The organism is Pseudomonas sp. OA65 (assembly GCF_017498305.1).
GTDB lineage: Bacteria > Pseudomonadota > Gammaproteobacteria > Pseudomonadales > Pseudomonadaceae > Aquipseudomonas > Aquipseudomonas zanjanensis.
Genome location: NZ_JAGDEZ010000036.1, coordinates 26,793 through 49,098, shown reverse-complemented (window position 1 = coordinate 49,098; position 22,306 = coordinate 26,793). Strand labels below are relative to the sequence as shown.

Sequence of the window (22,306 nt, the reverse complement as noted above, 5' to 3'; positions counted from 1 at the left end):
TGCGGCGGGCAGCCACGCTTCCATAGGAGGCGCGGCTTGCCCGCAAACTCCGGCCCGGGCCGGGGGCAACGAACCTGTGATGGAATCCTTAAAGACATGAGCGACCTAGAACTCGACCCGCAAGCCCTGCAACAGGAAGAAAACTCCCTGATCGCCCTGCGCAAGGAAAAGCTTGCTGCCGAGCGCGCCAAGGGCCAGGCCTTCCCCAACGACTTCCGTCGCGATTCGTACTGCGACGCCTTGCAGAAGAAGTACGCGGACAAGACCAAGGAAGAGTTGGCCGAGGCGGCGATTCCAGTCAAGGTGGCCGGTCGTATCATGCTCGACCGTGGTTCGTTCATGGTGATCCAGGACATGACCGGGCGCATCCAGGTCTACGTCAACCGCAAGACCCTGCCGGAAGAAACCCTGGCCGCCGTCAAGACCTGGGACCTGGGCGACATCATCGCCGCCGAAGGCACCCTGGCCCGTTCCGGCAAGGGCGACCTGTACGTCGAGATGACCAACGTGCGCCTGCTGACCAAGTCCCTGCGCCCGCTGCCGGACAAGCACCACGGCCTGACCGACACCGAGCAACGCTATCGCCAGCGCTACGTCGACCTGATCGTCAACGAAGACGTACGCCAGACTTTCCGTGTGCGCTCGCAAGTCATCGCCCACATCCGCAGCTTCCTGATGAATCGTGACTTCCTGGAAGTCGAGACGCCGATGTTGCAGACCATCCCTGGCGGTGCGGCGGCCAAGCCGTTCGAAACCCACCACAATGCCTTGGACATGGAAATGTTCCTGCGTATCGCGCCGGAGCTGTACCTCAAGCGTCTGGTGGTCGGTGGCTTCGAAAAAGTCTTCGAGATCAACCGCAACTTCCGTAACGAAGGCGTTTCGACCCGGCACAACCCCGAGTTCACCATGCTCGAGTTCTACCAGGCCTACGCCGACTACGAAGACAACATGGACCTGACCGAGGAACTGTTCCGCGAACTGGCGCAACTTGTTCTCGGGACGACCGACGTGCCGTACGGCGACAAGGTGTTCCACTTCGGCGAGCCGTTCGTGCGCCTGTCGGTGTTCGACTCGATCCTCAAGTACAACCCTGAACTGACTGCCGATGACCTGAACGACATCGATAAGGCCCGCGCCATCGCCAAGAAGGCCGGCGCCAAGGTGCTCGGCTTCGAAGGCCTGGGCAAGCTGCAAGTGATGATTTTCGAAGAACTGGTCGAGCACAAGCTGGAGCAGCCGCACTTCATCACCCAGTACCCGTTCGAAGTGTCGCCGCTGGCCCGTCGCAACGACGAGAACCCAAGCGTGACCGACCGTTTCGAGCTGTTCATCGGTGGTCGTGAAATCGCCAACGCCTACTCCGAGCTCAACGATGCCGAAGACCAGGCCGAGCGTTTCATGGCCCAGGTGGCCGACAAGGATGCCGGCGACGACGAAGCCATGCACTACGATGCCGACTTCGTGCGTGCCCTGGAGTACGGCATGCCGCCGACGGCTGGCGAAGGCATCGGCATCGATCGCCTGGTGATGTTGTTGACCAACTCACCGTCGATCCGGGATGTGATCCTCTTCCCGCACATGCGGCCCCAAGCGTAATTGTTTCAAATAAAAAGCCGCCTCGATGGGCGGCTTTTTATTGCCTGTCTGGTACAAACGTATCAATTGGTTACTTTTTCAAAGAGCGAGGAAGACCTGTCGTGAATCGTGCAATGGCTTCAGAAGGTGCAGCGGGCGTCGCCACGGCTGTCGCTGAAAGTGTTCAGTACCAGGGCCGCAAGGCCAGCCGACAGGGCAGTGAGCAGCGTCGCCAGGAGATTCTCGATGCGGCCATGCGTATTGTCGTGCGCGATGGCGTACGTGCGGTGCGGCACCGCGCGGTGGCTGCCGAAGCGGGCGTGCCGCTGTCGGCCACTACGTACTATTTCAAGGACATCGATGATTTGCTCACCGACACCTTCGCCCAATACGTGGAGCGTAGCGCGGCGTTCATGGGCAAGCTGTGGGCCAACAACGAAGGCCTGCTGCGGGAAATGGTCGCCTATGGGGACGGCAGCGCCCAGTCGCGCTCGCAACTGGCGGACGACATCGCGCGGATGACCGCCGACTACGTGCGGCATCAACTGGACAGCCGTCGCGAGTACCTGATGGCCGAGCAGGCCTTTCGCCAGGAAGCCCTGCTCAACCCGCGCCTGGCGGAGTTGGTGCGTTCCCACCAGCAGATTTTGCTGCACGGCACCTGTCAGTTTTTCCAGGTTTTAGGCTCTCGCGAGCCGCAACAGGATGCCAAAGTGTTGACGGCGATTATCGGACGGATGGAATATCAGGGCTTGCTCAATGGCGCCGAGCCGGTAGCCGATGAAGACATGCTCGGCATCCTGACCCGTTACATGCACTTGGTACTGGCGTCGGTGTAGTCCCTTGTGGGAGTAGGTTATGTGGGAGCAAAGCTTGCTCGCGATGAACGATAACGCGGTTTCTTGATAGACCGAGGTGCCTTCATCGCGAGCAAGCTTTGCTCCCACACACACCTGCTCTCACATGTAAGGACAAGGTGCTGTGCCATAGGGAGTTCAAATGAAAGCCTGGCCTGCCGTTGTATTGGCCGTGTCGTTGCTACTGCTTAGTGGTTGCCTGGTGTCCTTCAAGACACCGTTGCCTGACAGCGAAGCCGCGCCCGCGGGCCTGCTCGGCCAGTGGACCAGCACCAATGCCTGGGGCGAACCGTTGAACCTGGAGCTGACGCAGGTCGGCAAGCACCGCTACCAGGCCATCAGCTACTTCAGGGCCAAGCCCCATGAGCGCGAAGCCATCCCCCTGACCGTTTCCCGTCACGGCAGTCGCTGGTACCTGTCGGCCAAGGTGCCGGCCCGCTACGGTGGACATTTCCTGATCGCCGGTTTCGAATTGACCGATAAACAGGAACTGGTGGTCTACAACCTGGACCTGGAGCAGATCAATCAGGCCATCGGCCAGAAGATCCTCAGCGGCCAGCCGAACCAGAGCGAAGAGGGCGACGGCGTATTGGTGGACAGCGACATGAACAAGGTTTTCAGCTACCTCGACGACCCGGCCAATTCCGATGTGTTCTCGGAAGCCGTGCGTTACCAGCGACTGGCCAAATCCCAATAATTGCTACAAGCGGACGTTTTTTCACAGGAGTTCCGGGTGGACGATTACCAGCAGACGATACGCACCTTGTCCGATCGCATTGTGCTGGCGCAAACGCCGATTCGCATTCTCGACGCGGTGAAGTGGGACGAGAACATTCGTAAGGGGTTTCTCAAGGCCAAGGGCAAGGAAATGCCCGCGGTGGATCGCGACTATTACCTCAACCGGCCGCTGTCCTTCGATTCCAGCAAAGTGAAGCTGGAGTTCCAGAACATCGAGCGCGACATCACCCGCCAACTGGGGCAATTCAACCCGGTGGGCCAGATCATGCGCCGCATGTGCAAGGAATACCGCATGGTGGTGCGCATGCTCGAAGCGCGTGGCACCGAGGATTTCGGGCTGATCTCCCAGGAACTCTATGGCGCCGCCTCCGATGCGTTCCACGCCGGCGACCCGACCCTGGCCGACCTGGGCTTGATGCTCTCCGACTACCTGAACAACATCGATGGCCGTGGCGACCTCAAGGACGAGCCGAAAGTCCTCAGTGCCAAGGAAGCCGTCAGCCTGTTGCAGCATCGCCTCAACCGGGTGTTCGGCGAAGCCGAGGAAACCATCCGCGTGTTCGAGTCCGACGGTATCGTCGCCGACGCGGCGGCGGGCGCCGACTACATCAAGATCCGCACCGATGCGATGTTCAACGAGCGCGACGTACGGGCGCTGGAGGTCCACGAAGGGCTGGTGCACGTCGGCACCACCCTCAATGGGTTGAACCAGCCGATCTGCACCTTCCTGTCCAAGGGCCCGCCCTCGTCCACGGTGACCCAGGAGGGCCTGGCGATCCTGATGGAGATCATCACCTTCGCCTCTTACCCGAGTCGCCTGCGCAAACTGACCAACCGCACCCGGGCCATTCACATGGTGGAGGAGGGCGCCGATTTCCTGCAGGTCTTCGAGTTCTTCCGCGAGCAGGGTTTTGAAATGGCCGAAAGCTACGGCAACGCCAGTCGGGTGTTCCGTGGCTCGGTGCCCACCGGGCTGCCATTCACCAAAGACTTGTCCTACCTCAAGGGCTTCATCATGGTTTACAACTACATTCAGCTGGCCGTGCGCAAAGGCAAGCTGGAGCAGGTGCCGCTGCTGTTCTGCGGCAAGACCACCCTCGAGGACATGCGCACGTTGCGCCAGTTGGTGGACGAAGGCCTGGTCGTACCGCCTAAATATTTGCCCGAGCAGTTCCGTGACATGAACGCCCTGTCGGCCTGGATGTGTTTCTCCAACTTCCTGAACCACCTGAGCCTGGACCGGATCGAAGCGGATTATTCCAATATTCTTTGAGCATCACACTGTCCGAAAAATGTGGGAGCGAGCCTGCTCGCGAAAGCGATTGAACATTCAACATCAATGTTGACTGCAGTACCGCTTTCGCGAGCAGGCTCGCTCCCACAGGAATGGTGTTCCAACCCTGATTTTTTGCGAGGCTTCACCGGATGCGAACCCTCGGCATCATCTGCCTGCTGCTGGCCCTGGGCGGTTGCAGCTCCCTGCTGTTCTACCCCGAACGCGGCCTGCCGTTTACCCCGGCGCGGGCCAAGCTCGAGTACCGCGACGTCACCCTGACCACCGCTGACGGTCTCAAGCTCCACGGCTGGTGGCTGCCGGTCAAACCGGGGGTGGAGGTCAAGGGTACGGTGCTGCACCTGCACGGCAACGGCGGCAACCTGGCCTGGCACCTGGGCGGGAGCTGGTGGTTGCCAGAGCAGGGCTACCAAGTGTTGATGGTCGATTATCGGGGTTATGGCGTGTCCGAAGGCGAGCCGAGCCTGCCGGCGATCTACCAGGACATCGACGCGGCCTTCCAATGGCTCGACCAGTCGCCCGAGGTCCAGGGCAAGCCGCTGGTGCTGCTCGGCCAGAGCCTGGGCGGCGCGCTGGCGGTGCATTACCTGGTCGAACATCCCCAGCGGCAACGGCAGCTCAAGGCCCTGGTGCTCGATGGCGTGCCCGCCAGCTATCGCGACGTCGGGCGTTTTGCCCTGAGTACCTCGTGGCTGACCTGGCCGTTCCAGGTGCCGTTGTCCTGGCTGGTGCCGGACGGTGACAGCGCGATCAGCTCCGTGGCGCAATTGAATGGCGTGCCGAAATTGATCTACCACAGCCTCGACGATCCCATCGTGCCCCTTTCCAACGGCATCCGCTTGTATCAAGCTGCGCCGCCGCCGCGGGTCCTGCAGTTGACGCGCGGTGGCCATGTGCAAACCTTCGCCGACCCGACCTGGCGCACCGTGATGCTGCGCTACCTCGACGATCCCCAGCACTTCGATGGCCTGCGCCGCCTGGGCGAGGTCCCGAACTACCCGAAATCACCCGTTGAACCACCAGAGAACCCGCAATGAGCGAAGAACGTAACGCCATCCCCCTGATCATCACCGGTATCTGCAGCATCCTCGGCACCGTGGGGGTGCTCTGGTACTACGGTTACCTGCACTTCGCCAAGCCCGAGGATGCGTTGCTGCTCAACCAGTTCACCATGCTCAAGACCGTGCCGGGCGAGGACTACAAGGTGTCCCTGGAACCGGCCCCCCAGGTCGCCCAGTGCATCGACGGTGTGCTGGTCCTGTTCGACACCGAACAGAAAGGCCTGACCGGCGTGTTGATCAACGAGAAGAAACGCGCGGTACGTTGCATGGGGCAGGAAACGCCGCAGAAGCTTCAGCCGTAATCCAATCCCAACGACACCACAAATCCCCTGTGGGAGCGGGCTTGCTCGCGAAGGCGTCAGGTCAGTCGACATAGGTGTTGACTGAAGCACCTCTATCGCGAGCAGGCTCGCTCCCACAGGGAATATGACCGACTCGACACAATGTGTACGGCCATGAAAAAGCCCCGCCTGATAGAAACCAGGCGGGGCTTTTTTGTTGCACTCAGCCGATCAGTTGGCGCTCATGGTCGAGCGCGGGGCCACTGGCTGGTTGTCGTTGGAGATGGTCACTTCCACGCGACGGTTCATGGCTCGGCCCGAGACGCTGGTGTTATCCGCCACCGGGAATTCCTTGCCATAGCCCTGGGTCACGATGCGAGCCGGGTCTACGCCCATTTTCACCAGGGCGGTACGCACGGAGCTGGCGCGGCGTTCGGACAGCGATTGGTTGTAGGAGTCCGAGCCGGTGCTGTCGGTGTAGCCTTCGATGATCACCTTGCGGTCCGGGTTTTCCTGGAGGAACTGCGCCAATTTGCTCACATTCGTCATGCCGCTGGCGCGCAGGTCGGACTTGTTGGTGGCGAACAGCACGTCGCCGAAAGTCACCAGCGTACCGCGTTCGGTCTGCTTGGCGTTGAGGCTGTCTTGCAGTTGCTTGATCTGCGCGTTGCGCGCGTCGAGCAGGGCACGGGCGCGTTCGTCGCCGGCGTTTTTCAGTTCGGCTTCGGCGTTGCGCAGGGCGATGGTCTGCTTGGCCACTTCGACGCGCTGGTTGGTCAGGTAGGCCAGTTGGTCGACCTTGGCTTCGTCTTCCCTGTCCAGGTAGGCCTTGTCGGCCTTGGCCAGGAAGTCCGCCGCGTCCTTGGTTTCCAGGGCCGCCACTTTGGTCGCCGCCGGGTCGGCTTGCAGGCCGTTATAGTTGGTGCGCGCCTGTTCCAGGTTGGCGTTCGGGTCGTGGGAGCAAGCGGCCAGGGCTACGCAGGCAGCAAGCAGGGCGGGCATCATGAAATGTTTGTGCATCATAGTCTGTCGTCCTTTTATCAATGAGAAGTACGTCGTGGCGTGAACGGTTTACTGAACCTTGTTCATGCCTTCCTGACGCAGTTCCTGAACCCCTTTCTGAGAATCCTTGAGGGCTTGCTCGGCCTTGGCGGCCTGGGCCTTGCGCTCGGCGACGCGGGCATCCCACTCGGCTTGTTCGGCCAGTCGCTTGGCTTCTTCGTAGTTTTCGTCATGCATGGCGATTTCGGCTTGCTTGAGCTTGTCCTGGGCCGATTTCATTTCCACGGCGGCAAATTCGGTACCACCGGCGCTGACGGCGCTGTTGACCGCCGATTGGGTCACCGCGTACTGCTCCGAAGGTGGATTACCGGCGCAACCGGCGAGAATGAAGCTGCTACCGATCGCCAGGGCAGCCAACTTCAAGCCGCGCAGGCCACTGGATGAGGGTTTGGCAGTGCAGGTATTCATAGGCTTCAACTCCATTGGAAAACTCCTGAAAAAAACGACAAATCCATGCTGGGACCGAAGCCATGACGTCTGGTTTGGTGTTGGCGCCAAGGCGCGTTTATTTAAACGACCGTTCCAGTATGGTTACTCGGTGTGACCCGAGGCGTTTTTCAAAAGTTCAGCGAGGATGGCCATTCGCCAAAAGAATTACTGACTGATCGGTCAGCGACAGAAAAGCTGAACTTTCAAGGCGCGCAGCGGTATTCCCGGCGTAGGTGGGAAAGGCCCCGCGCCGGAAAACCGCAACCTGGAGTGAAGGGAATCAGTGTTTGGATTTGTCGTTCTGCGAGGAAAGTTCGTGCAGATGCCGGCGCGACAGGGCGAGGAATCGTGGGGTCGGGCCCACGTCTTCGTACAGCGGGTCGCCTTCTTCATCGGTGGCGACGACCTGCGAGCCCTTGATGTAGGGAAAGCTGGCTTCCAGCTCCTCCAGCGCCGCCCCGATCAACTCGCCCAGCAGCTCTTCGGGCTGGCGCTTGGGGTACATGTCGCAGATCGCTGCCAGGCGTGCGGCGGCTTCGACATCCAAATGGATCGTGTAACCCGTCTGGGTCAGGTGGCCCTTGGCGTTTTCTTCCCAATGCTGGGCAAGTTCACGAATTTTCATGATGACCTCAATCAGCCTGCTCGTGGCAGGCGCGGTGAGTGACAAGCCGTTGCGTGGCTTACCCATGAGACTAGCTTTGTTGTGCAAGGTTTAAAGTCCCTTCGTCGCTTGTCATAAGCGGCGGGCATCGGCACTCTCTAGGCCAAGAGCTGTCCGGACTTTTTTGCTGGAGAAATGCTGATGACCGATATCGATGCCCGCTTGCGCGAGGATGTCCACCTGCTCGGCGAACTGCTGGGCAATACCATCCGCGAACAGTACGGAGACACGTTTCTCGACAAGATCGAGCAGATCCGCAAGGGCGCCAAGGCTGACCGGCGCGGTTCCGTGGATGCCGAACTCAGCGCCAGCCTCAACCAACTGAGCGAGGACGAATTGCTGCCGGTGGCGCGGGCGTTCAACCAGTTCCTCAACCTCGCCAACATCGCTGAACAGTACCAACTGATCCATCGCCGCGAAGAATCGCAACCGGCGCCTTTCGAGGCACGGGTCCTGCCTGAGTTGCTTGCCCGGCTGCGGGCCGAAGGCCATGGCGCCGAGGCCCTGGCCCGACAGTTGGGACGCCTGGAAATCGAACTGGTCCTCACCGCCCACCCCACGGAAGTTGCCCGCCGTACGCTGATCCAGAAATACGACGCCATCGCCGCGCAACTGGCGGCCCAGGATCACCGCGACCTGACCAGCGCCGAGCGCGCGCAGATCCACGAGCGCCTGCAACGCTTGATCGCCGAAGCCTGGCACACCGAAGAAATTCGCCGTACCCGGCCGACCCCGGTGGACGAGGCCAAGTGGGGGTTCGCGGTGATCGAGCATTCGCTGTGGCAGGCCATCCCCAATTACCTGCGCAAGGCCGACCAGGCCCTGCATGCCGCCACCGGGCTGCGCCTGCCGCTGGAGGCCGCGCCGATCCGCTTTGCCTCGTGGATGGGCGGCGACCGTGACGGCAACCCGAATGTCACCGCCGCCGTGACCCGCGAGGTGCTGTTATTGGCGCGGTGGATGGCGGCGGATCTGTACCTGCGTGACGTCGACCAACTGGCGGCCGAGCTGTCCATGCAAAACGCCAGCGAGGCCCTGCGGGCCCAGGCCGGCGACAGCGCCGAACCGTATCGCGCCGTGCTCAAGCAACTGCGTGAACGCCTGCGCGCCACCCGCAACTGGGCCCACGCCTCCTTGAGTGCCGCCACGCCGCCAGGCGCCGAGGTGTTGCAGCACAACCGCGAACTGCTGGATCCCCTTGAGCTGTGCTACCACTCCCTGCACGAATGCGGCATGGGCGTGATTGCCGATGGGCCGCTGCTCGATTGCCTGCGACGGGCGGTGACCTTCGGCTTGTTCCTGGTGCGCCTCGATGTGCGCCAGGACTCGACGCGCCATACCGCCGCCATGACGGAAATCACCGACTACCTGGGCCTGGGTCGCTATGAGGATTGGAACGAGGAGCAGCGCATCAGCTTTTTGCTGGAGGAGCTGAACAACCGGCGTCCACTGCTTCCGGCCCATTTCAAGCCCTCGGCCGACACGGCGGAAGTGTTGGCGACGTGCCGGGAAGTGGCCGCGGCGCCGGCGGCGTCCCTGGGTTCCTACGTGATCTCCATGGCCGGCGCGGCGTCCGATGTCCTCGCTGTGCAATTGTTGTTGAAGGACGCCGGGGTGTTGCGGCCGATGCGGGTGGTGCCGCTGTTCGAGACCCTGGCTGACCTGGATAACGCCGGGCCGGTGATCGAGCGGCTGTTGCTCCTGCCGGGCTATCGCTCACGGCTGCAGGGTCCGCAGGAAGTGATGATCGGCTATTCCGATTCGGCCAAGGATGCCGGGACCACGGCGGCGGCCTGGGCGCAGTATCGGGCCCAGGAACGGCTGGTGGACATCTGCCGCGAGCAGCAAGTCGAACTGTTGTTGTTCCACGGTCGTGGCGGCACCGTGGGCCGTGGTGGCGGTCCGGCGCACGCGGCGATCCTGTCCCAGCCACCGGGCTCGGTGGCCGGGCGTTTCCGCACCACCGAGCAGGGCGAAATGATTCGTTTCAAATTCGGCCTGCCGGACATCGCCGAACAGAACCTCAACCTGTATCTCGCCGCGGTGCTTGAAGCGACGTTGCTGCCACCGCCGCCACCCACGCCCGAGTGGCGACACCTGATGGACGAATTGGCTGCCGATGGCGTCAACGCCTACCGCGCCGTGGTGCGCGAGAACCCGCAATTTGTCGAGTACTTCCGCCAGTCCACCCCCGAGCAGGAACTCGGGCGCCTGCCGCTGGGCAGCCGTCCGGCCAAGCGTCGGGCCGGTGGCATCGAAAGCCTGCGGGCGATCCCGTGGATCTTCGGCTGGACCCAGACCCGCCTGATGTTGCCGGCCTGGCTCGGCTGGGAAACCGCACTGAGCAAGGCCTTGGAGCGTGGCGAAGGCGAGTTGCTGGGGCAGATGCGCGAGCAATGGCCGTTCTTCCGGACTCGCATCGACATGCTGGAGATGGTGCTGGCCAAGGCCGACGCCGATATCGCCCGCTCTTATGACGAGCGTTTGGTGGAACCTGGGCTGCTGCCTTTGGGGGCGCATTTACGCGACCTATTGTCGCAGGCCTGCACGGTGGTGCTTGGTTTGACCGGTCAGTCGCAGCTACTGGCACATAGCCCAGCCACGCTGGAATTCATCCGTCTGCGCAACACCTACCTCGATCCGTTGCACCTGTTGCAGGCCGAACTGTTGGCGCGCTCACGGCAGCAGGATGTTGCCCAAGGCAGCCCCGTGGAACAGGCATTGCTGGTGTCTGTGGCGGGGATTGCCGCCGGTCTGCGCAATACCGGCTAAGATCAGGCAGCGCACCGAAACGGCTCGCCCGGCGTTCCCGGGCGTTGTCCGCAGGAGGAGGGAGCAGGTCGGCCAGGCGACAGTCTGTTGCCCGGTTGCGACGCTTGCTACCCCCTCCGAAGGTCGTATCGGGGGCGGGTTCCTCCGACTTTCGGCGGCTTGTGTGGGTCGGGCCTGCTGTGTATCTTGATCAGCCTTTGGCCGTTTGGGCGGTCACGATCCAGTTTTTCGAAGATTGGCCCCACGAGGCGAATCCGAGCGTTTTACATAAAAAAATTGAGGAGCACATCGATGCGCGTCATTCTGCTGGGAGCTCCCGGGGCCGGTAAAGGTACTCAGGCAAAGTTCATCACCGAGAAATTCGGTATCCCGCAAATCTCCACCGGCGACATGCTGCGTGCCGCAGTCAAGGCGGGCACCCCACTGGGCGTGCAAGCCAAGAGCATCATGGATGCCGGCGGCCTGGTGTCGGATGACCTGATCATCGCCCTGGTCAAGGATCGCATCGCTCAAGCCGATTGCGCCAACGGCTTCCTGTTCGATGGCTTCCCGCGCACCATTCCCCAGGCTGAAGCCCTGGTGACTGCCGGTGTCGAGCTCGATCACGTGGTTGAGATCGCCGTTGATGACGAAGAAATTGTCCAGCGCATTGCCGGCCGTCGCGTTCACGAAGCGTCCGGCCGTGTCTATCACACTGTCTACAACCCGCCAAAAGTCGCCGGCAAGGACGACGTGACGGGCGAAGAGCTGGTGCAGCGCAAGGACGACACCGAAGAAACCGTGCGTCATCGCCTGTCGGTCTACCATTCCCAGACCAAGCCGCTGGTGGACTTTTACCAGAAGCTGTCCGAGAAAACCGGCGGCAAGCCGAAGTACAGCCACATCCCGGGCGTTGGCTCGGTCGATGCGATCACCGGCAAGGTGCTTGAAGCGCTGAGCTGAAAAGCCTTATCAGTTGCATCAACTACGGCCCGCTTGCGGGCCGTAGTTGTTTATACTGGCGCACTTTTTTTCACCTGATTGACGGACACATCGATGAGCACCTTGCTGGCCCTGGACACCGCGACTGAAGCTTGCTCCGTTGCCTTGCTGCACGACGGCAAGGTCACGAGCCATTACGAGGTGATCCCGCGCCTGCATGCGCAGAAGCTGCTGCCGATGATCCAGAAACTGTTGAGCGACGCCGGCACAACCTTGCAGGCGGTGGACGCGATTGCCTTCGGTCGTGGGCCAGGGGCTTTTACTGGCGTGCGCATCGCCATCGGCGTAGTGCAAGGGCTGGGATTTGCCCTGGAGCGCCCGGTGCTACCGGTATCGAACCTGGCGGTGCTGGCCCAGCGTGCCTTGCGTGAACAAGGTGCCCGCCAGGTCGCCGCGGCCATCGATGCGCGCATGGATGAGGTGTACTGGGGCTGCTACCGCGAAACCGACGGCGAGATGCGCCTGGTCGGTGCTGAAGCGGTGTTGCCGCCCGAAGCGGCGGCGTTGCCGGGCGATGCCAGCGGTGATTGGTTCGGCGCCGGCACCGGTTGGGGCTATGGCGAGCGGATCGGTGTCAGCCTCATCGGCCAGGACGCCTCGATGCTGCCCCATGCCGAGGACCTGCTGGCCCTGGCACGTTTCGCCTGGGAACGCGGCGAGGCCATTCCAGCCGATGATGCGCAGCCGGTGTACCTGCGGGACAAAGTCGCAACCCCCAAGTCCGAGCGGTAAACCCAGACTTGACCGCATTCCCAAGTGGGCACAGTTGTGGCGAGGGAGCTTGCTCCCGCTGGGGCGCGAAGCGGCCCTAAAATTTCATTCGCACCTTATCTTGCCAGATTGAAACCAATTTTTTTGGGGCCGCTTCGCAGCCCAGCGGGAGCAAGCTCCCTCGCCACAAAGTCATTTTCGCCGCAAAAAGTCACACTCAAATAATGCCAGTCGTCACTTTTTCCGCCCGTTTTTAAACCTTTTTGACTTTATGTGTTCTAGTTATCACTTGCGCATTTGCGCGGCTGCGAAAGTGCCGCTAAATTGCCATCATTGATACCGAGCATTCTGTCATGCGTATAGACGGCGTTTCATCCCAGTCCTACCCCATCAAGCGTCGGCCTCGTGCGGGTAAAGCCACCGAGCCGGAAAACTTCGATGACATCGATGGCGAACTGGAATTTCCGTCTGAAGAGCAACTGGCCGCCCGTGCCGCCAAAGCCTCCGCACAACGCTTGAGCAATCTCCCCGCCCGTCAGCAAGACATGCTTTATCACCGTGCGATGAGCCGCAGTGTCTCCACGGCACTGGCAAGCTACCTGAGCACCGCCGGTTTCGTCGATTGGGATATGGAAGTGCTGGGACTCGATCTCTACATCTGATGGTCTTGCCTTACTACCTGGGCTGTCCGTCCTGGAGCGAAAACGCCTGGCGTGATTACCTTTATCCCCAGGATGCGAAAAGCACCGACTTCCTCGATCTCTATTCCCAAGTGTTCAATGCCGTAGAAGGCAATACGACCTTCTATGCCAGCCCGTCTGCAGCCACCGTGCAGCGCTGGGCCGAGATCATGCCCGAGCACTTTCGTTTCACTGCCAAGTTTCCTGGCGACATCAGCCACAATGGTGATCTGCGCGAGCGCCTGACGGCCACCGAAACCTTCCTGCAGTTGCTCAGCCCCTTGGGCGAGCGCGTTGCGCCGTATTGGCTGCAATTGTCCAAGGCCTTCACGCCGAATCGCTTGCCGGAGCTGGCGGGGTTCATCGATGCCTTGCAGCGTCCCTTGGCCGTGGAGGTCCGACACGACGATTTTTTTGCCAAGGGCGACGCCGAACGGCGGCTCAATCGCCTGTTGCTCGATCGTGGCGTCGAACGCATTTGCCTCGATCCCCGAGCCTTGTTCAGTTGCACCTCCCTTGATCCCGCCGTGCTCCACGCACAATCGAAAAAGCCCCGCGTGCCGCCCCGGCCCGCGGCGTTCACCCAATGTCCGCAAGTGCGTTTCATCGGTCATCCGGTGCTCGAAGCCAACGAGCCGTTCCTGACGCCGTGGGTGGAGAAAATCGCCGGCTGGATCGAAGAAGGGCGCACACCCTATGTCTTCCTGCACACCGCCGACAACGTCCTGGCGGCCCGGCTCGCGCAACGCTTTCACGAGCGCTTGATGAGCCGTTTGCCTGGCTTGCCGGCGCTGCCTGCGCTATATAGAGAGCCCGCCGCCGAGCAACTGGGTTTGCTCTGAGGCCCATTCCCTCTCTGCTCAGGAGCGAACTACATGGAAGCGCACATTCGTCGAGCCCAGGCGTTCAAGGCCTTGCACGAACGCGAAGGGGCTTTTGTCATTCCCAACCCGTGGGACGCCGGTTCGGCCAAGATGCTCGCCAGCCTCGGCTTTGAAGCCTTGGCGACCACCAGTGCCGGCCACGCCTTTTCCCTGGCCCGCCCCGATGGCGCGCTAGGCCTGGAGGACACGCTGGCCAACGTGCGGGCGATTGTCGCGGCCACTGACCTGCCGGTGGCCGTCGACCTGGAGAACGGTTTTGCCGATGCCCCCGATGAGTGCGCCCGTAGCCTGCTCCGAGCGGCAGAGGCCGGCGCGGTGGGTGGTTCGATCGAGGACGCCACGGGGCGTGAAGACAGCCCGATCTATTGTTTTGACCATGCCGTGGCACGGGTCAAGGCTGCCGCCGAGGCCGTGCGCAGCTTGCCGTTTCCATTCTTGCTGACGGCCCGGGCGGAAAACTTCCTGCACGGCAATCCCGACCTGGACGACACCATTCGCCGGCTGAAGGCCTTCGCGGACGCGGGGGCCGACGTGTTGTACGCCCCGGGGCTGAGCAGCGCCGAACAAGTCCTCGCGGTGGTGCAGGCCGTGGCGCCAAAACCGGTGAACGTGCTGATGTCCGGGGCGCTGGACCTGACGGTGGCGCAGTTGAGCGAGCTGGGCGTCAAGCGCATCAGTGTCGGCTCGGCGCTGGCCCTGGCCGCGTATGGCGAGTTCTTCCGCGCCGCCGAGGAGATCCAGGAGCAGGGCACATTCACCTTCACGCGCCGCTCGATGCCGTTCAAGCAGGCCAACCAATTATTCAAGGGTTGATGCCCGAGGCAACGTCGTGCGGTTTTTGAAAGTTCTTGCGGTCGTGGCGCTGCTCGTGGGCGTTGCCGTGCTGGGGGTATGGCGCGGCTGGGTGGCGCTGCCGCCCCAATGGAATCCCTGGGCGCCGTTGGACGTCAACCTGGCGCCCAACTTGCTGACCCGCTTCAAGCTCATGGCCCTGCGCAACGACCCGCAGCTGTGTGACCAGGCCCTTGCCACGTCGGGCCTGCGCACCGTGCGCCAGGCCGACAGCGGCGCCAATACCACATGCCCGTTGACCAATGTGTTGCGGGTCCAGGGTGGTGAGGTGGCGTTGAGCAGCAGCTTCCTCGCCAGTTGCCCGCTGGCCGTGGCGTTCGCGCTGTTCGAGCGTCACGGGTTGCAGCCGGCGGCAATGGCGGTCTACGGGCAGAAAGTGACGCGGGTCGACCACCTCGGCAGTTTCGCCTGCCGCAACATGTACGGGCGTGAGAGTGGGGCGCGCAGTCAGCACGCCACCGCCAGCGCGCTGGACATCGCCGGGTTTCGCCTGGCCGATGGGCGCACGATCAGCGTGCTCAGGGATTGGCCCAAGGACACGGCCGATGCGCGCTTTTTGCGTCAGGCTCGGGATGGCGCCTGCGATATGTTCAGTGTGGTCTTGAGCCCGGATTACAACGCGGCACACCGCAACCATTTTCATCTGGATGTGGGGCCATGGTGGATCTGTCGTTGATAAGCCTCAGGCGGCGATGCGCAGGTTCTGCAGCACGATCGGACGTGCCCAGCGGGTATCGAAGTCCAGTTGTTTTTGCTGTGCCACCAATTCCTCTTCCGGGAACGGCGGGAATGGCTTGTCCAGCAGGTCGAGTTCGAACTCGGCAATTGGCAAGTGCAATGCACGCGGTTGTGGCGCCGGGCCCGGTTCCGGCAGCGGTTGACCGGCGGTGAGGACGAGTGGGCGGACCCAGCTGCTTTCGAAGGTCTGCTGCTTTTGCTGGGCAGCGATTTCTTCTGGCGGGAACGGCGGAAAGGGTTTGTCCAGCAGGTCGAGTTCGAATTCGGCGATGGGCAAGAACAGCGGCTCTGGCGGCTTGACCGGTGTTTCGATCACTTCGCAGGTGCGCTGGCTGACGATGTGCGCCAGGAGTTCGGCGCCGAGGGTCGGTTCAACGGCCTCATCAAGGGGCTCTGGCTGGTAGCTGCCAGGTGCCGGTGCGTTATCACCCAGTTGATCGGCCAGGGCCCGGGCAAAAAAATCCTGCCACAGGTGACTGACGCCGCTCAGCGCTTGGGTGTTACGCAGGCTGTAATCGCCGTAAGGGGAGATAACGCCTATCGATGTGGATTGAATGTCTGACATTTTTCTCGGTCGACGCTCAGCTCTGGCAAAATGCCGTTCACCGTTGTTATCGGCCGTTTTTGCCGATCCTTAATTTTTTGAGCATGTTTCCATGAATGAACAACTTCCATGAGTGAGCAACCCGCGGTCTGCCGCATCCATGTCGAGGCCTTGGCCCCAGCCTTTCAACCGCAGGCCGAGCACTGGGCCGAGCGGCTTGGCCTGCCTTTGCAAGTGGACGATGGCGAGTTTGCCTTGCAGGTCGGTGAACAGGGGTTGCAGTTGCAGCAGTTGGGGCCGGATGCGCCAGGCCCGGTGCGCGTGGACTTCGTCGAAGGCGGGGCGGCCCATCGGCGTCTGTACGGCGGCGGCAGCGGCCAGATGATCGCCAAGGCGGTCGGGATTGCCCAGGGCGTTCGTCCGCGGGTGCTGGATGCCACGGCCGGGTTGGGCAAGGACGCGTTCGTGCTGGCCAGCCTTGGGTGCGAAATGAGCCTGATCGAGCGTCAGCCGCTGATCGGTGCCTTACTGGAGGATGGCCTGGCCCGTGGCGCAGAGGACTTCGACGTGGCGCCGATCGTGGCGCGCATGCGTTTGCTCAAGGGCAATTCCATCGAGGTGATGCGCAACTGGGAAGGCGAACCGCCCCAGGTGATCTACCTCGACCCGATGTTCCCTCATCGTGAGAAAACTGCCCTGGTGAAGAAGGAAATGCGCCTGTTCCGGCCCCTGGTGGGCGATGACCCGGACGCCCCGGCGCTGCTCGCCGCGGCCCTGGCCCTGGCGACGCACCGAGTGGTGGTCAAGCGCCCGCGCAAAGCTCCCTGCATCGAAGGGCCGAAGCCGAGCCATGGGCTGGATGGCAAGTCCAGTCGCTATGACATCTATCCGAAGAAAGCGCTCAAGCCTTGAGACCGAGTTGCCTGCATCGCGAGCAGGCTCGCTCCCACAGGGGCCGGTGGCGGGCGCTGATTCTGTGAACCCCGTCGATCAAACTGTGGGAGCGGGCTTGCTCGCGAAAGCGGTGGGTCAGTTGGTGAAGGTGTTGAATAGGCCGCCGTCTTCGCGAGCAAGCCCGCTCCCACATTGGATCTGTGGTGTTCATCAAGCCCTGTGGGAGCGAGCCTGCTCGCGATGAGGCCCTGACGGCCAGCGAAAATCCCACTGGCTGGCCTACGGCCGATAAGCCCGCATGAACAACCCCACCACTTCCTGCACATGGGCCTCGGCGGCTTCAGGTTCCGGGGTCGGGGCGCAGCCAATCAACAAGCGGAAGTTCGCCGCACCCTTGATCAGGCAGAAGAAATGCTCGGCGGCATTGCGCGGTTTATCGATGCTCAGGGCGCCGCTCTGGTTGACCTTGCTCAGCAGCCGCTCCATGCCTGAGAGCATCCGCTGCGGACCGGCTTCGTAGAAAATCGTCGACAGCTTCGGGTCCTGGCTGCCCAAGGCCATGATCAGGCGATGCAGGTTCAACGACTCATCGCTGTTGATCAATTGATTGAACCCGCGGGCAATATTCAGCAACACATGTTCGATCGGAACACCGTCCGGCCATTCGTAAAACAGCGACGGCACCTGCTCTTCACATTTGGCCATCACGGCAGCGGAAAACAGCGTCTCCTTGTCGTTGAAATGGCTGTAGACCGTCAGCTTCGAAACCCCCGCCTCGGTGGCAACGGCGTCCATGCTGGTATTGGCGTAGCCCATCCTCAGGAACAGGCGTTTCGCCGCGTCGAGAATGGCCTGGCGCTTGGCCAGGTCCTTGGGGCGACCAGGGCCGCTGGGTGTTGGAGGATTGTTCGACATTCTTCGCTTTTAATACTGGACTGGTGAGTTTGCTATTAATAACATACTCGCCAGTATAATTATTCCAAGCACCATTAGCGAAAGGTCACTCGCCATGTTCCGCTATGTCCTGCCCCTCGCCCTGCCAGCCGCCCTGGTTTTTTTATTGTCTGCGTGCGGTCATGACGAGCCGGTGCCCGTCGCCGTGCGTCCCGCCATGGTGGTCAAGCCTGAGCCGTCGGCCCAGGCGATGGACAGTTACCCGGGCGAAGTGCGGGCACGTTTCGAGCCTGAACTGGCCTTTCGCATTGGCGGCAAGGTGAGCCGGCGACTGGTGGAAGAGGGGCAGCGGGTCAAGGCCAATCAACCGCTGGCCGAACTCGATCCCGAGGACGTGCGCCTGCAACTGGAAGCGACCCGTGCCCAGGTCGCCGCCGCCGAGGCCAACCTGAACCTGGTCCGTGCCGAACGTGACCGCTACAAGACCTTGATGGAGCGGCAGATGGTCAGCCGTTCGCAGTACGACAACGCTGAAAACCTTTACCGCTCCGGCACTGCGCGGCTCAAACAGATCAAGGCCGAGTTCGATGTCGCCAACAACCAGGCCAGCTATTCGGTGCTGCGTGCGCCCCAGGATGGCGTGGTAGCCCGGCGCTCCGTGGAAGTCGGGCAGGTGGTCTCGGCCGGGCAAACAGTCTTCACCCTGGCCACCGATGGCGAGCGCGAGGTGTTGATCAGCCTGCCGGAACAGGGCTTCGGCCGGTTCAAGATCGGCCAGCCGGTGTCGGTCGAACTGTGGAGCCAGCCTGACCAGCGCTTCAGCGGGCGTATTCGTGAGCTGTCGCCGGCTGCCGACCCCAAGTCCCGCACCTTCGCCGCCCGCGTGGCCTTCACCGCCGGCAGTGTTCCGGCGGAACTGGGCCAAAGTGCCCGGGTGTTTATCCAGACCACCGACAACGTACCGCTGTCGGTGCCCTTGTCAGCGTTGACCGCGGAAAACGGCGCAACCTATGTCTGGGTGGTCAACGCCAACAACACCTTGAAGAAAGTCCCGGTGCGGGTCGGCCCCTTCGGCGAGAGGACTGTGCCGGTACTGGAAGGCCTCAGCCCCGATGACTGGGTGGTGGCGGCTGGCGTGCATGTGCTCCTCGACGGCCAGCAGGTGCGGCCAGTGGATCGCTCCAACCGTTTGGTCAACCTGACGGCCAAGGAGTAATCCGCGATGGGCTTCAATCTTTCCGAATGGGCGCTGCGTAACCGCCAGATCGTACTGTTCCTGATGCTGTTGCTGGCCATCGTCGGCGCGCTTTCCTACACCAAGCTCGGCCAGAGCGAAGACCCGCCGTTCACCTTCAAGGCGATGGTGATCCGCACCACGTGGCCAGGCGCCACGGCCGAGGAAGTTTCGCGACAAGTCACTGAGCGCATCGAAAAGAAACTGATGGAAACCGGTGACTACGAGAGGATCGTCTCGTTCTCCCGGCCGGGGGAGTCCCAGGTGACCTTCATGGCCCGCGACTCGCTGCATTCGGCGCAGATTCCCGAGTTGTGGTACCAGTTGCGCAAAAAAATCGGCGATATCCGCCACACCTTGCCACCGGGTATCCAGGGGCCGTTTTTCAACGATGAGTTCGGCACCACCTTCGGCAATATCTACGCACTGACCGGCGACGGCTTCGACTACGCCGTGCTCAAGGACTACGCCGATCGCATCCAGCTGCAACTGCAACGGGTCAAGGACGTGGGCAAAGTCGAACTGCTCGGGTTGCAGGACGAGAAAATCTGGATCGAGCTGTCGAATGTGAAGCTGGCGACCCTCGGCCTGCCCTTGGCGGCGGTCCAGCAGGCCCTTGAGGAACAGAACACCGTCTCTACCGCCGGCTTCTTCGAAACCAGCAGCGAGCGCTTGCAGCTACGGGTTTCGGGGAATTTCCAGACCGTGGAAGAGATCCGCAACTTCCCCATCCGGGTCGGCGACCGGACGTTCCGTATCAGTGATCTGGCGGACGTGCGCCGTGGTTTCAACGACCCGCCGGCGCCACGCATGCGCTTCATGGGCGAGGACGCCATCGGCTTGGCCGTCGCGATGAAGGAAGGCGGGGACATCCTGATTCTGGGCAAGGCCCTGGAAGTTGACTTCGCCCGCATCCAGAACACCCTCCCGGCCGGCATGCAACTGCGCAAGGTGTCGGATCAACCCGCGGCGGTAAAGACCGGGGTCGGTGAGTTCGTCCGGGTGCTGGTCGAAGCGCTGACGATTGTATTGCTGGTGAGCTTCTTCTCCCTCGGGTTGCGCACCGGGATGGTGGTGGCCCTGGCGATTCCGCTGGTGTTGGCGATGACCTTCGCCGCGATGTATTACCTGGGGATCGGCCTGCACAAGATTTCCCTCGGTGCGCTGGTATTGGCCCTGGGGTTGCTGGTGGACGACGCGATCATCGCGGTGGAAATGATGGCGATCAAGATGGAGCAGGGCTTCGACCGGATCAAGGCGGCCAGCTTCGCCTGGACCAGCACCGCATTCCCGATGCTCACCGGTACCTTGATTACGGCGGCGGGCTTCCTGCCGATCGCCACCGCGCAATCGGGCACCGGCGAATACACCCGCTCGATTTTCCAGGTGGTGACCCTGGCGTTGCTCGCCTCCTGGGTGGCTGCGGTGGTGTTCGTGCCGTATCTGGGGGAAAAGCTCCTGCCGGACCTGGCGAAAATTCACGCGGCCAAACATGGCACGACTGACGGCCAGACCGACCCTTACGGTACGCCGTTCTATCGGCGTGTCCGACGGATGGTGGAGTGGTGCGTGCGTCGCCGCAAAACCGTCATCCTGCTGACCGTGCTGTTATTCGTCGGCTCGGTGGTGCTGTTCCGTTTCGTGCCGCAGCAGTTCTTTCCGGCATCGGGGCGGCTGGAGCTGATGGTCGACTTGAAGCTGCAGGAAGGCGCCTCCCTGAGCAATACCGCCGAGCAGGTCAAGCGCCTGGAAGCGCTGCTCAAGGACCATGCCGGCATCGACAATTATGTGGCTTATGTCGGCACCGGTTCACCGCGTTTTTACTTGCCCCTGGACCAACAACTGCCGGCCTCCAGCTTCGCCCAGTTCGTGGTGCTGGCCAAGACCATCGAAGACCGAGAGCCGTTGCGCAGTTGGTTGATCACCACGCTGAACGAGCAATTCCCGACCCTGCGCTCGCGGGTCACGCGCCTGGAAAACGGCCCGCCGGTCGGCTATCCGGTGCAGTTCCGCGTCACGGGTGAACACATCGAAGAAGTCCGGGTACTGGCGCGGAAAGTGGCGACAAAGGTTCGCGAAAACCCCTACGTGGTCAACGTGCATCTGGACTGGGAGGAACCGAGCAAGGTGGTGTACCTCAATGTTGACCAGGACCGTGCCCGGGCGCTGGGCGTCAGCACCACCCACCTGGCGAGCTTCCTGCGCAGCTCCCTCACCGGCTCCAGCGTCAGCCAGTATCGGGAAGACAACGAACTGATCGAAATTTTGCTGCGCGGTACGGTGCATGAGCGCACCGAGTTGTCGTTGCTGCCAAGCCTGGCAGTGCCGACCGACAACGGTAAAAGTGTTGCCCTGTCGCAGATCGCCACCTTGGAATATGGTTTCGAGGAGGGTGTGATCTGGCACCGCAATCGACTGCCGAGCGTGACCGTACGGGCCGATATCTACGGCAAGGAGCAACCAGCGACGCTGGTGGCACAGATCTTCCCGACCCTGGACCCGATTCGCGCCGAGCTGCCAGACGGTTACTTGCTGGAAGTGGGCGGTACGGTGGAGGATTCGGCCCGTGGCCAGAAATCGGTAAATGCCGGCGTGCCGTTGTTCATCGTGGTGGTGCTGACATTGCTGATGTTGCAACTGCGCAGTTTCTCCCGCACGGCCATGGTGTTTCTCACCGCGCCCCTGGGGTTGATCGGCGTCACGCTGTTCCTGCTGGTGTTCCGCCAGCCGTTCGGCTTCGTCGCCATGCTCGGCACCATTGCGCTGTCGGGGATGATCATGCGCAACTCGGTGATCCTGGTGGACCAGATCGAGCAGGACATCAAGGCCGGGCTGGCGCCTTGGCAGGCGATCATCGAAGCCACGGTGCGGCGTTTTCGCCCCATCGTGCTCACCGCACTGGCGGCGGTGCTGGCGATGATCCCGCTGTCGCGCAGTTTGTTCTTCGGCCCGATGGCGGTGGCGATCATGGGCGGCCTGATCGTGGCCACGGCGTTGACGCTGTTGTTCCTGCCGGCGTTGTATGCGGCGTGGTTCAGGGTCAAGAAAACCTGATCAACAGGTGTACACCTAACCTGTGGCGAGGGAGCTTGCTCCCGCTCGGTTGCGCAGCAACCGCAAAAGCTTGGGGCCGCTGCGCAGCCCAGCGGGAGCAAGCT

The 22,306-nt window shown here is 62.1% G+C and carries 21 protein-coding genes; 16 read left to right on the top strand and 5 right to left on the bottom strand.

The features are described 5' to 3' along the window. Window positions 1-96: 96 nt before the first annotated feature. From lysS to J3361_RS23475, 6 genes are all read left to right on the top strand, one after another. Window positions 97-1,599 carry a lysine--tRNA ligase gene (gene lysS, locus J3361_RS23500; RefSeq protein ID WP_207966534.1) on the top strand — a complete coding sequence of 501 codons (1,503 nt, stop codon included), beginning with the start codon at window positions 97-99 and terminating at the stop codon, window positions 1,597-1,599. 101 nt (window positions 1,600-1,700) lie between these two features. Beyond that, on the top strand, window positions 1,701-2,417 hold the full coding sequence (locus tag J3361_RS23495; RefSeq protein WP_053118752.1) for a TetR family transcriptional regulator: 717 nt from the start codon (window positions 1,701-1,703) through the stop codon (window positions 2,415-2,417). A 160-nt stretch (window positions 2,418-2,577) separates the two neighbouring features. Continuing rightward, window positions 2,578-3,132: a hypothetical protein gene (locus J3361_RS23490; RefSeq protein ID WP_207966533.1), complete on the top strand. Its 555-nt coding sequence runs from the start codon at window positions 2,578-2,580 to the stop codon at window positions 3,130-3,132. A gap of 36 nt (window positions 3,133-3,168) precedes the next feature. Continuing rightward, a complete protein-coding gene (locus J3361_RS23485; RefSeq protein WP_003185001.1) occupies window positions 3,169-4,446 on the top strand; it encodes a flavohemoglobin expression-modulating QEGLA motif protein in 1,278 nt (425 codons plus the stop codon). A 152-nt stretch (window positions 4,447-4,598) separates the two neighbouring features. Beyond that, window positions 4,599-5,504 carry an alpha/beta hydrolase gene (locus J3361_RS23480; protein WP_207966532.1) on the top strand — a complete coding sequence of 302 codons (906 nt, stop codon included), beginning with the start codon at window positions 4,599-4,601 and terminating at the stop codon, window positions 5,502-5,504. Next, a complete protein-coding gene (locus J3361_RS23475) occupies window positions 5,501-5,830 on the top strand; it encodes a hypothetical protein (RefSeq protein ID WP_014336759.1) in 330 nt (109 codons plus the stop codon). The genes J3361_RS23480 and J3361_RS23475 overlap by 4 nt, the downstream gene beginning before the upstream one ends. A 210-nt stretch (window positions 5,831-6,040) precedes the next feature. Here the strand turns inward: J3361_RS23475 and J3361_RS23470 are convergent, their stop codons facing one another. From J3361_RS23470 to J3361_RS23460, 3 genes are all read right to left on the bottom strand, one after another. Next, on the bottom strand, window positions 6,041-6,829 hold the full coding sequence (locus J3361_RS23470) for an OmpA family protein (protein WP_207966545.1): 789 nt from the start codon (window positions 6,827-6,829) through the stop codon (window positions 6,041-6,043). 51 nt (window positions 6,830-6,880) lie between these two features. Beyond that, a complete protein-coding gene (locus J3361_RS23465) occupies window positions 6,881-7,294 on the bottom strand; it encodes a DUF4398 domain-containing protein (RefSeq protein WP_186705469.1) in 414 nt (137 codons plus the stop codon). 286 nt (window positions 7,295-7,580) lie between these two features. After that, window positions 7,581-7,925, bottom strand: a complete 345-nt coding sequence (locus tag J3361_RS23460; RefSeq protein WP_207966531.1) for a pilin assembly protein — start codon at window positions 7,923-7,925, stop codon at window positions 7,581-7,583. 180 nt (window positions 7,926-8,105) lie between these two features. Here J3361_RS23460 and ppc point away from each other — a divergent pair, with 180 nt between their 5' ends. The 7 genes from ppc to J3361_RS23425 all read left to right on the top strand — a co-directional run bounded on the left by ppc (window position 8,106) and on the right by J3361_RS23425 (window position 15,520). Next, window positions 8,106-10,736, top strand: coding sequence for a phosphoenolpyruvate carboxylase (gene ppc, locus J3361_RS23455; RefSeq protein ID WP_207966530.1), 2,631 nt, complete (start codon window positions 8,106-8,108; stop codon window positions 10,734-10,736). Window positions 10,737-11,027: 291 nt separating this feature from the next. Further along, window positions 11,028-11,678, top strand: coding sequence for an adenylate kinase (adk, locus tag J3361_RS23450; RefSeq protein ID WP_207966529.1), 651 nt, complete (start codon window positions 11,028-11,030; stop codon window positions 11,676-11,678). 93 nt (window positions 11,679-11,771) lie between these two features. Next, window positions 11,772-12,449 carry a tRNA (adenosine(37)-N6)-threonylcarbamoyltransferase complex dimerization subunit type 1 TsaB gene (gene tsaB / locus J3361_RS23445; RefSeq protein WP_207966528.1) on the top strand — a complete coding sequence of 226 codons (678 nt, stop codon included), beginning with the start codon at window positions 11,772-11,774 and terminating at the stop codon, window positions 12,447-12,449. A gap of 332 nt (window positions 12,450-12,781) precedes the next feature. Beyond that, complete coding sequence (locus tag J3361_RS23440) at window positions 12,782-13,090, top strand: hypothetical protein (protein WP_207966527.1); 309 nt, start codon at window positions 12,782-12,784, stop codon at window positions 13,088-13,090. Beyond that, window positions 13,090-13,950 carry a DUF72 domain-containing protein gene (locus J3361_RS23435; protein ID WP_207966526.1) on the top strand — a complete coding sequence of 287 codons (861 nt, stop codon included), beginning with the start codon at window positions 13,090-13,092 and terminating at the stop codon, window positions 13,948-13,950. Before J3361_RS23440 ends, J3361_RS23435 begins: the two co-directional genes overlap by 1 nt. Window positions 13,951-13,983: 33 nt before the next feature. Further along, complete coding sequence (locus J3361_RS23430) at window positions 13,984-14,805, top strand: isocitrate lyase/phosphoenolpyruvate mutase family protein (protein ID WP_207966525.1); 822 nt, start codon at window positions 13,984-13,986, stop codon at window positions 14,803-14,805. Window positions 14,806-14,821: 16 nt separating this feature from the next. Beyond that, window positions 14,822-15,520 (top strand): extensin family protein, encoded by a 699-nt coding sequence (locus J3361_RS23425; protein ID WP_207966524.1) that lies wholly within the window; start codon window positions 14,822-14,824, stop codon window positions 15,518-15,520. Between the two features lie 6 nt (window positions 15,521-15,526). Here J3361_RS23425 and J3361_RS23420 read toward each other — a convergent pair whose 3' ends face one another. Beyond that, entirely contained in the window at window positions 15,527-16,147 is a 621-nt protein-coding gene (locus tag J3361_RS23420; protein ID WP_207966523.1) for an energy transducer TonB, read from the bottom strand. A 108-nt stretch (window positions 16,148-16,255) separates the two neighbouring features. On the opposite strand from J3361_RS23420, the gene J3361_RS23415 reads away from it, so the two are divergent. Then, complete coding sequence (locus J3361_RS23415) at window positions 16,256-17,038, top strand: class I SAM-dependent methyltransferase (RefSeq protein ID WP_207966522.1); 783 nt, start codon at window positions 16,256-16,258, stop codon at window positions 17,036-17,038. Window positions 17,039-17,299: 261 nt separating this feature from the next. Here J3361_RS23415 and J3361_RS23410 read toward each other — a convergent pair whose 3' ends face one another. After that, on the bottom strand, window positions 17,300-17,935 hold the full coding sequence (locus tag J3361_RS23410) for a TetR/AcrR family transcriptional regulator (protein WP_207966521.1): 636 nt from the start codon (window positions 17,933-17,935) through the stop codon (window positions 17,300-17,302). A 94-nt stretch (window positions 17,936-18,029) separates the two neighbouring features. On the opposite strand from J3361_RS23410, the gene J3361_RS23405 reads away from it, so the two are divergent. After that, on the top strand, window positions 18,030-19,130 hold the full coding sequence (locus J3361_RS23405; RefSeq protein WP_207966520.1) for an efflux RND transporter periplasmic adaptor subunit: 1,101 nt from the start codon (window positions 18,030-18,032) through the stop codon (window positions 19,128-19,130). 6 nt (window positions 19,131-19,136) lie between these two features. Next, window positions 19,137-22,202: an efflux RND transporter permease subunit gene (locus J3361_RS23400; protein ID WP_207966519.1), complete on the top strand. Its 3,066-nt coding sequence runs from the start codon at window positions 19,137-19,139 to the stop codon at window positions 22,200-22,202. The last annotated feature ends 104 nt before the right edge of the window (window positions 22,203-22,306 follow it).

Bases quoted from the DNA above. Each gene is read 5' to 3' on its own strand.
- J3361_RS23465 (WP_186705469.1), bottom strand. From the start codon at position 7,294: ATGGAGTTGAAGCCTATGAATACCTGCACTGCCAAACCCTCATCCAGT.
- J3361_RS23460 (WP_207966531.1), bottom strand. From the start codon at position 7,925: ATGAAAATTCGTGAACTTGCCCAGCATTGGGAAGAAAACGCCAAGGGC.
- J3361_RS23405 (WP_207966520.1), top strand. From the start codon at position 18,030: ATGTTCCGCTATGTCCTGCCCCTCGCCCTGCCAGCCGCCCTGGTTTTT.
- J3361_RS23420 (WP_207966523.1), bottom strand. From the start codon at position 16,147: ATGTCAGACATTCAATCCACATCGATAGGCGTTATCTCCCCTTACGGC.
- J3361_RS23430 (WP_207966525.1), top strand. From the start codon at position 13,984: ATGGAAGCGCACATTCGTCGAGCCCAGGCGTTCAAGGCCTTGCACGAA.
- J3361_RS23435 (WP_207966526.1), top strand. From the start codon at position 13,090: ATGGTCTTGCCTTACTACCTGGGCTGTCCGTCCTGGAGCGAAAACGCC.
- J3361_RS23480 (WP_207966532.1), top strand. From the start codon at position 4,599: ATGCGAACCCTCGGCATCATCTGCCTGCTGCTGGCCCTGGGCGGTTGC.
- J3361_RS23415 (WP_207966522.1), top strand. From the start codon at position 16,256: ATGAGTGAGCAACCCGCGGTCTGCCGCATCCATGTCGAGGCCTTGGCC.
- J3361_RS23475 (WP_014336759.1), top strand. From the start codon at position 5,501: ATGAGCGAAGAACGTAACGCCATCCCCCTGATCATCACCGGTATCTGC.
- adk (WP_207966529.1), top strand. From the start codon at position 11,028: ATGCGCGTCATTCTGCTGGGAGCTCCCGGGGCCGGTAAAGGTACTCAG.
- J3361_RS23470 (WP_207966545.1), bottom strand. From the start codon at position 6,829: ATGCACAAACATTTCATGATGCCCGCCCTGCTTGCTGCCTGCGTAGCC.
- J3361_RS23490 (WP_207966533.1), top strand. From the start codon at position 2,578: ATGAAAGCCTGGCCTGCCGTTGTATTGGCCGTGTCGTTGCTACTGCTT.
- J3361_RS23410 (WP_207966521.1), bottom strand. From the start codon at position 17,935: ATGTCGAACAATCCTCCAACACCCAGCGGCCCTGGTCGCCCCAAGGAC.
- tsaB (WP_207966528.1), top strand. From the start codon at position 11,772: ATGAGCACCTTGCTGGCCCTGGACACCGCGACTGAAGCTTGCTCCGTT.
- J3361_RS23440 (WP_207966527.1), top strand. From the start codon at position 12,782: ATGCGTATAGACGGCGTTTCATCCCAGTCCTACCCCATCAAGCGTCGG.
- lysS (WP_207966534.1), top strand. From the start codon at position 97: ATGAGCGACCTAGAACTCGACCCGCAAGCCCTGCAACAGGAAGAAAAC.
- ppc (WP_207966530.1), top strand. From the start codon at position 8,106: ATGACCGATATCGATGCCCGCTTGCGCGAGGATGTCCACCTGCTCGGC.
- J3361_RS23400 (WP_207966519.1), top strand. From the start codon at position 19,137: ATGGGCTTCAATCTTTCCGAATGGGCGCTGCGTAACCGCCAGATCGTA.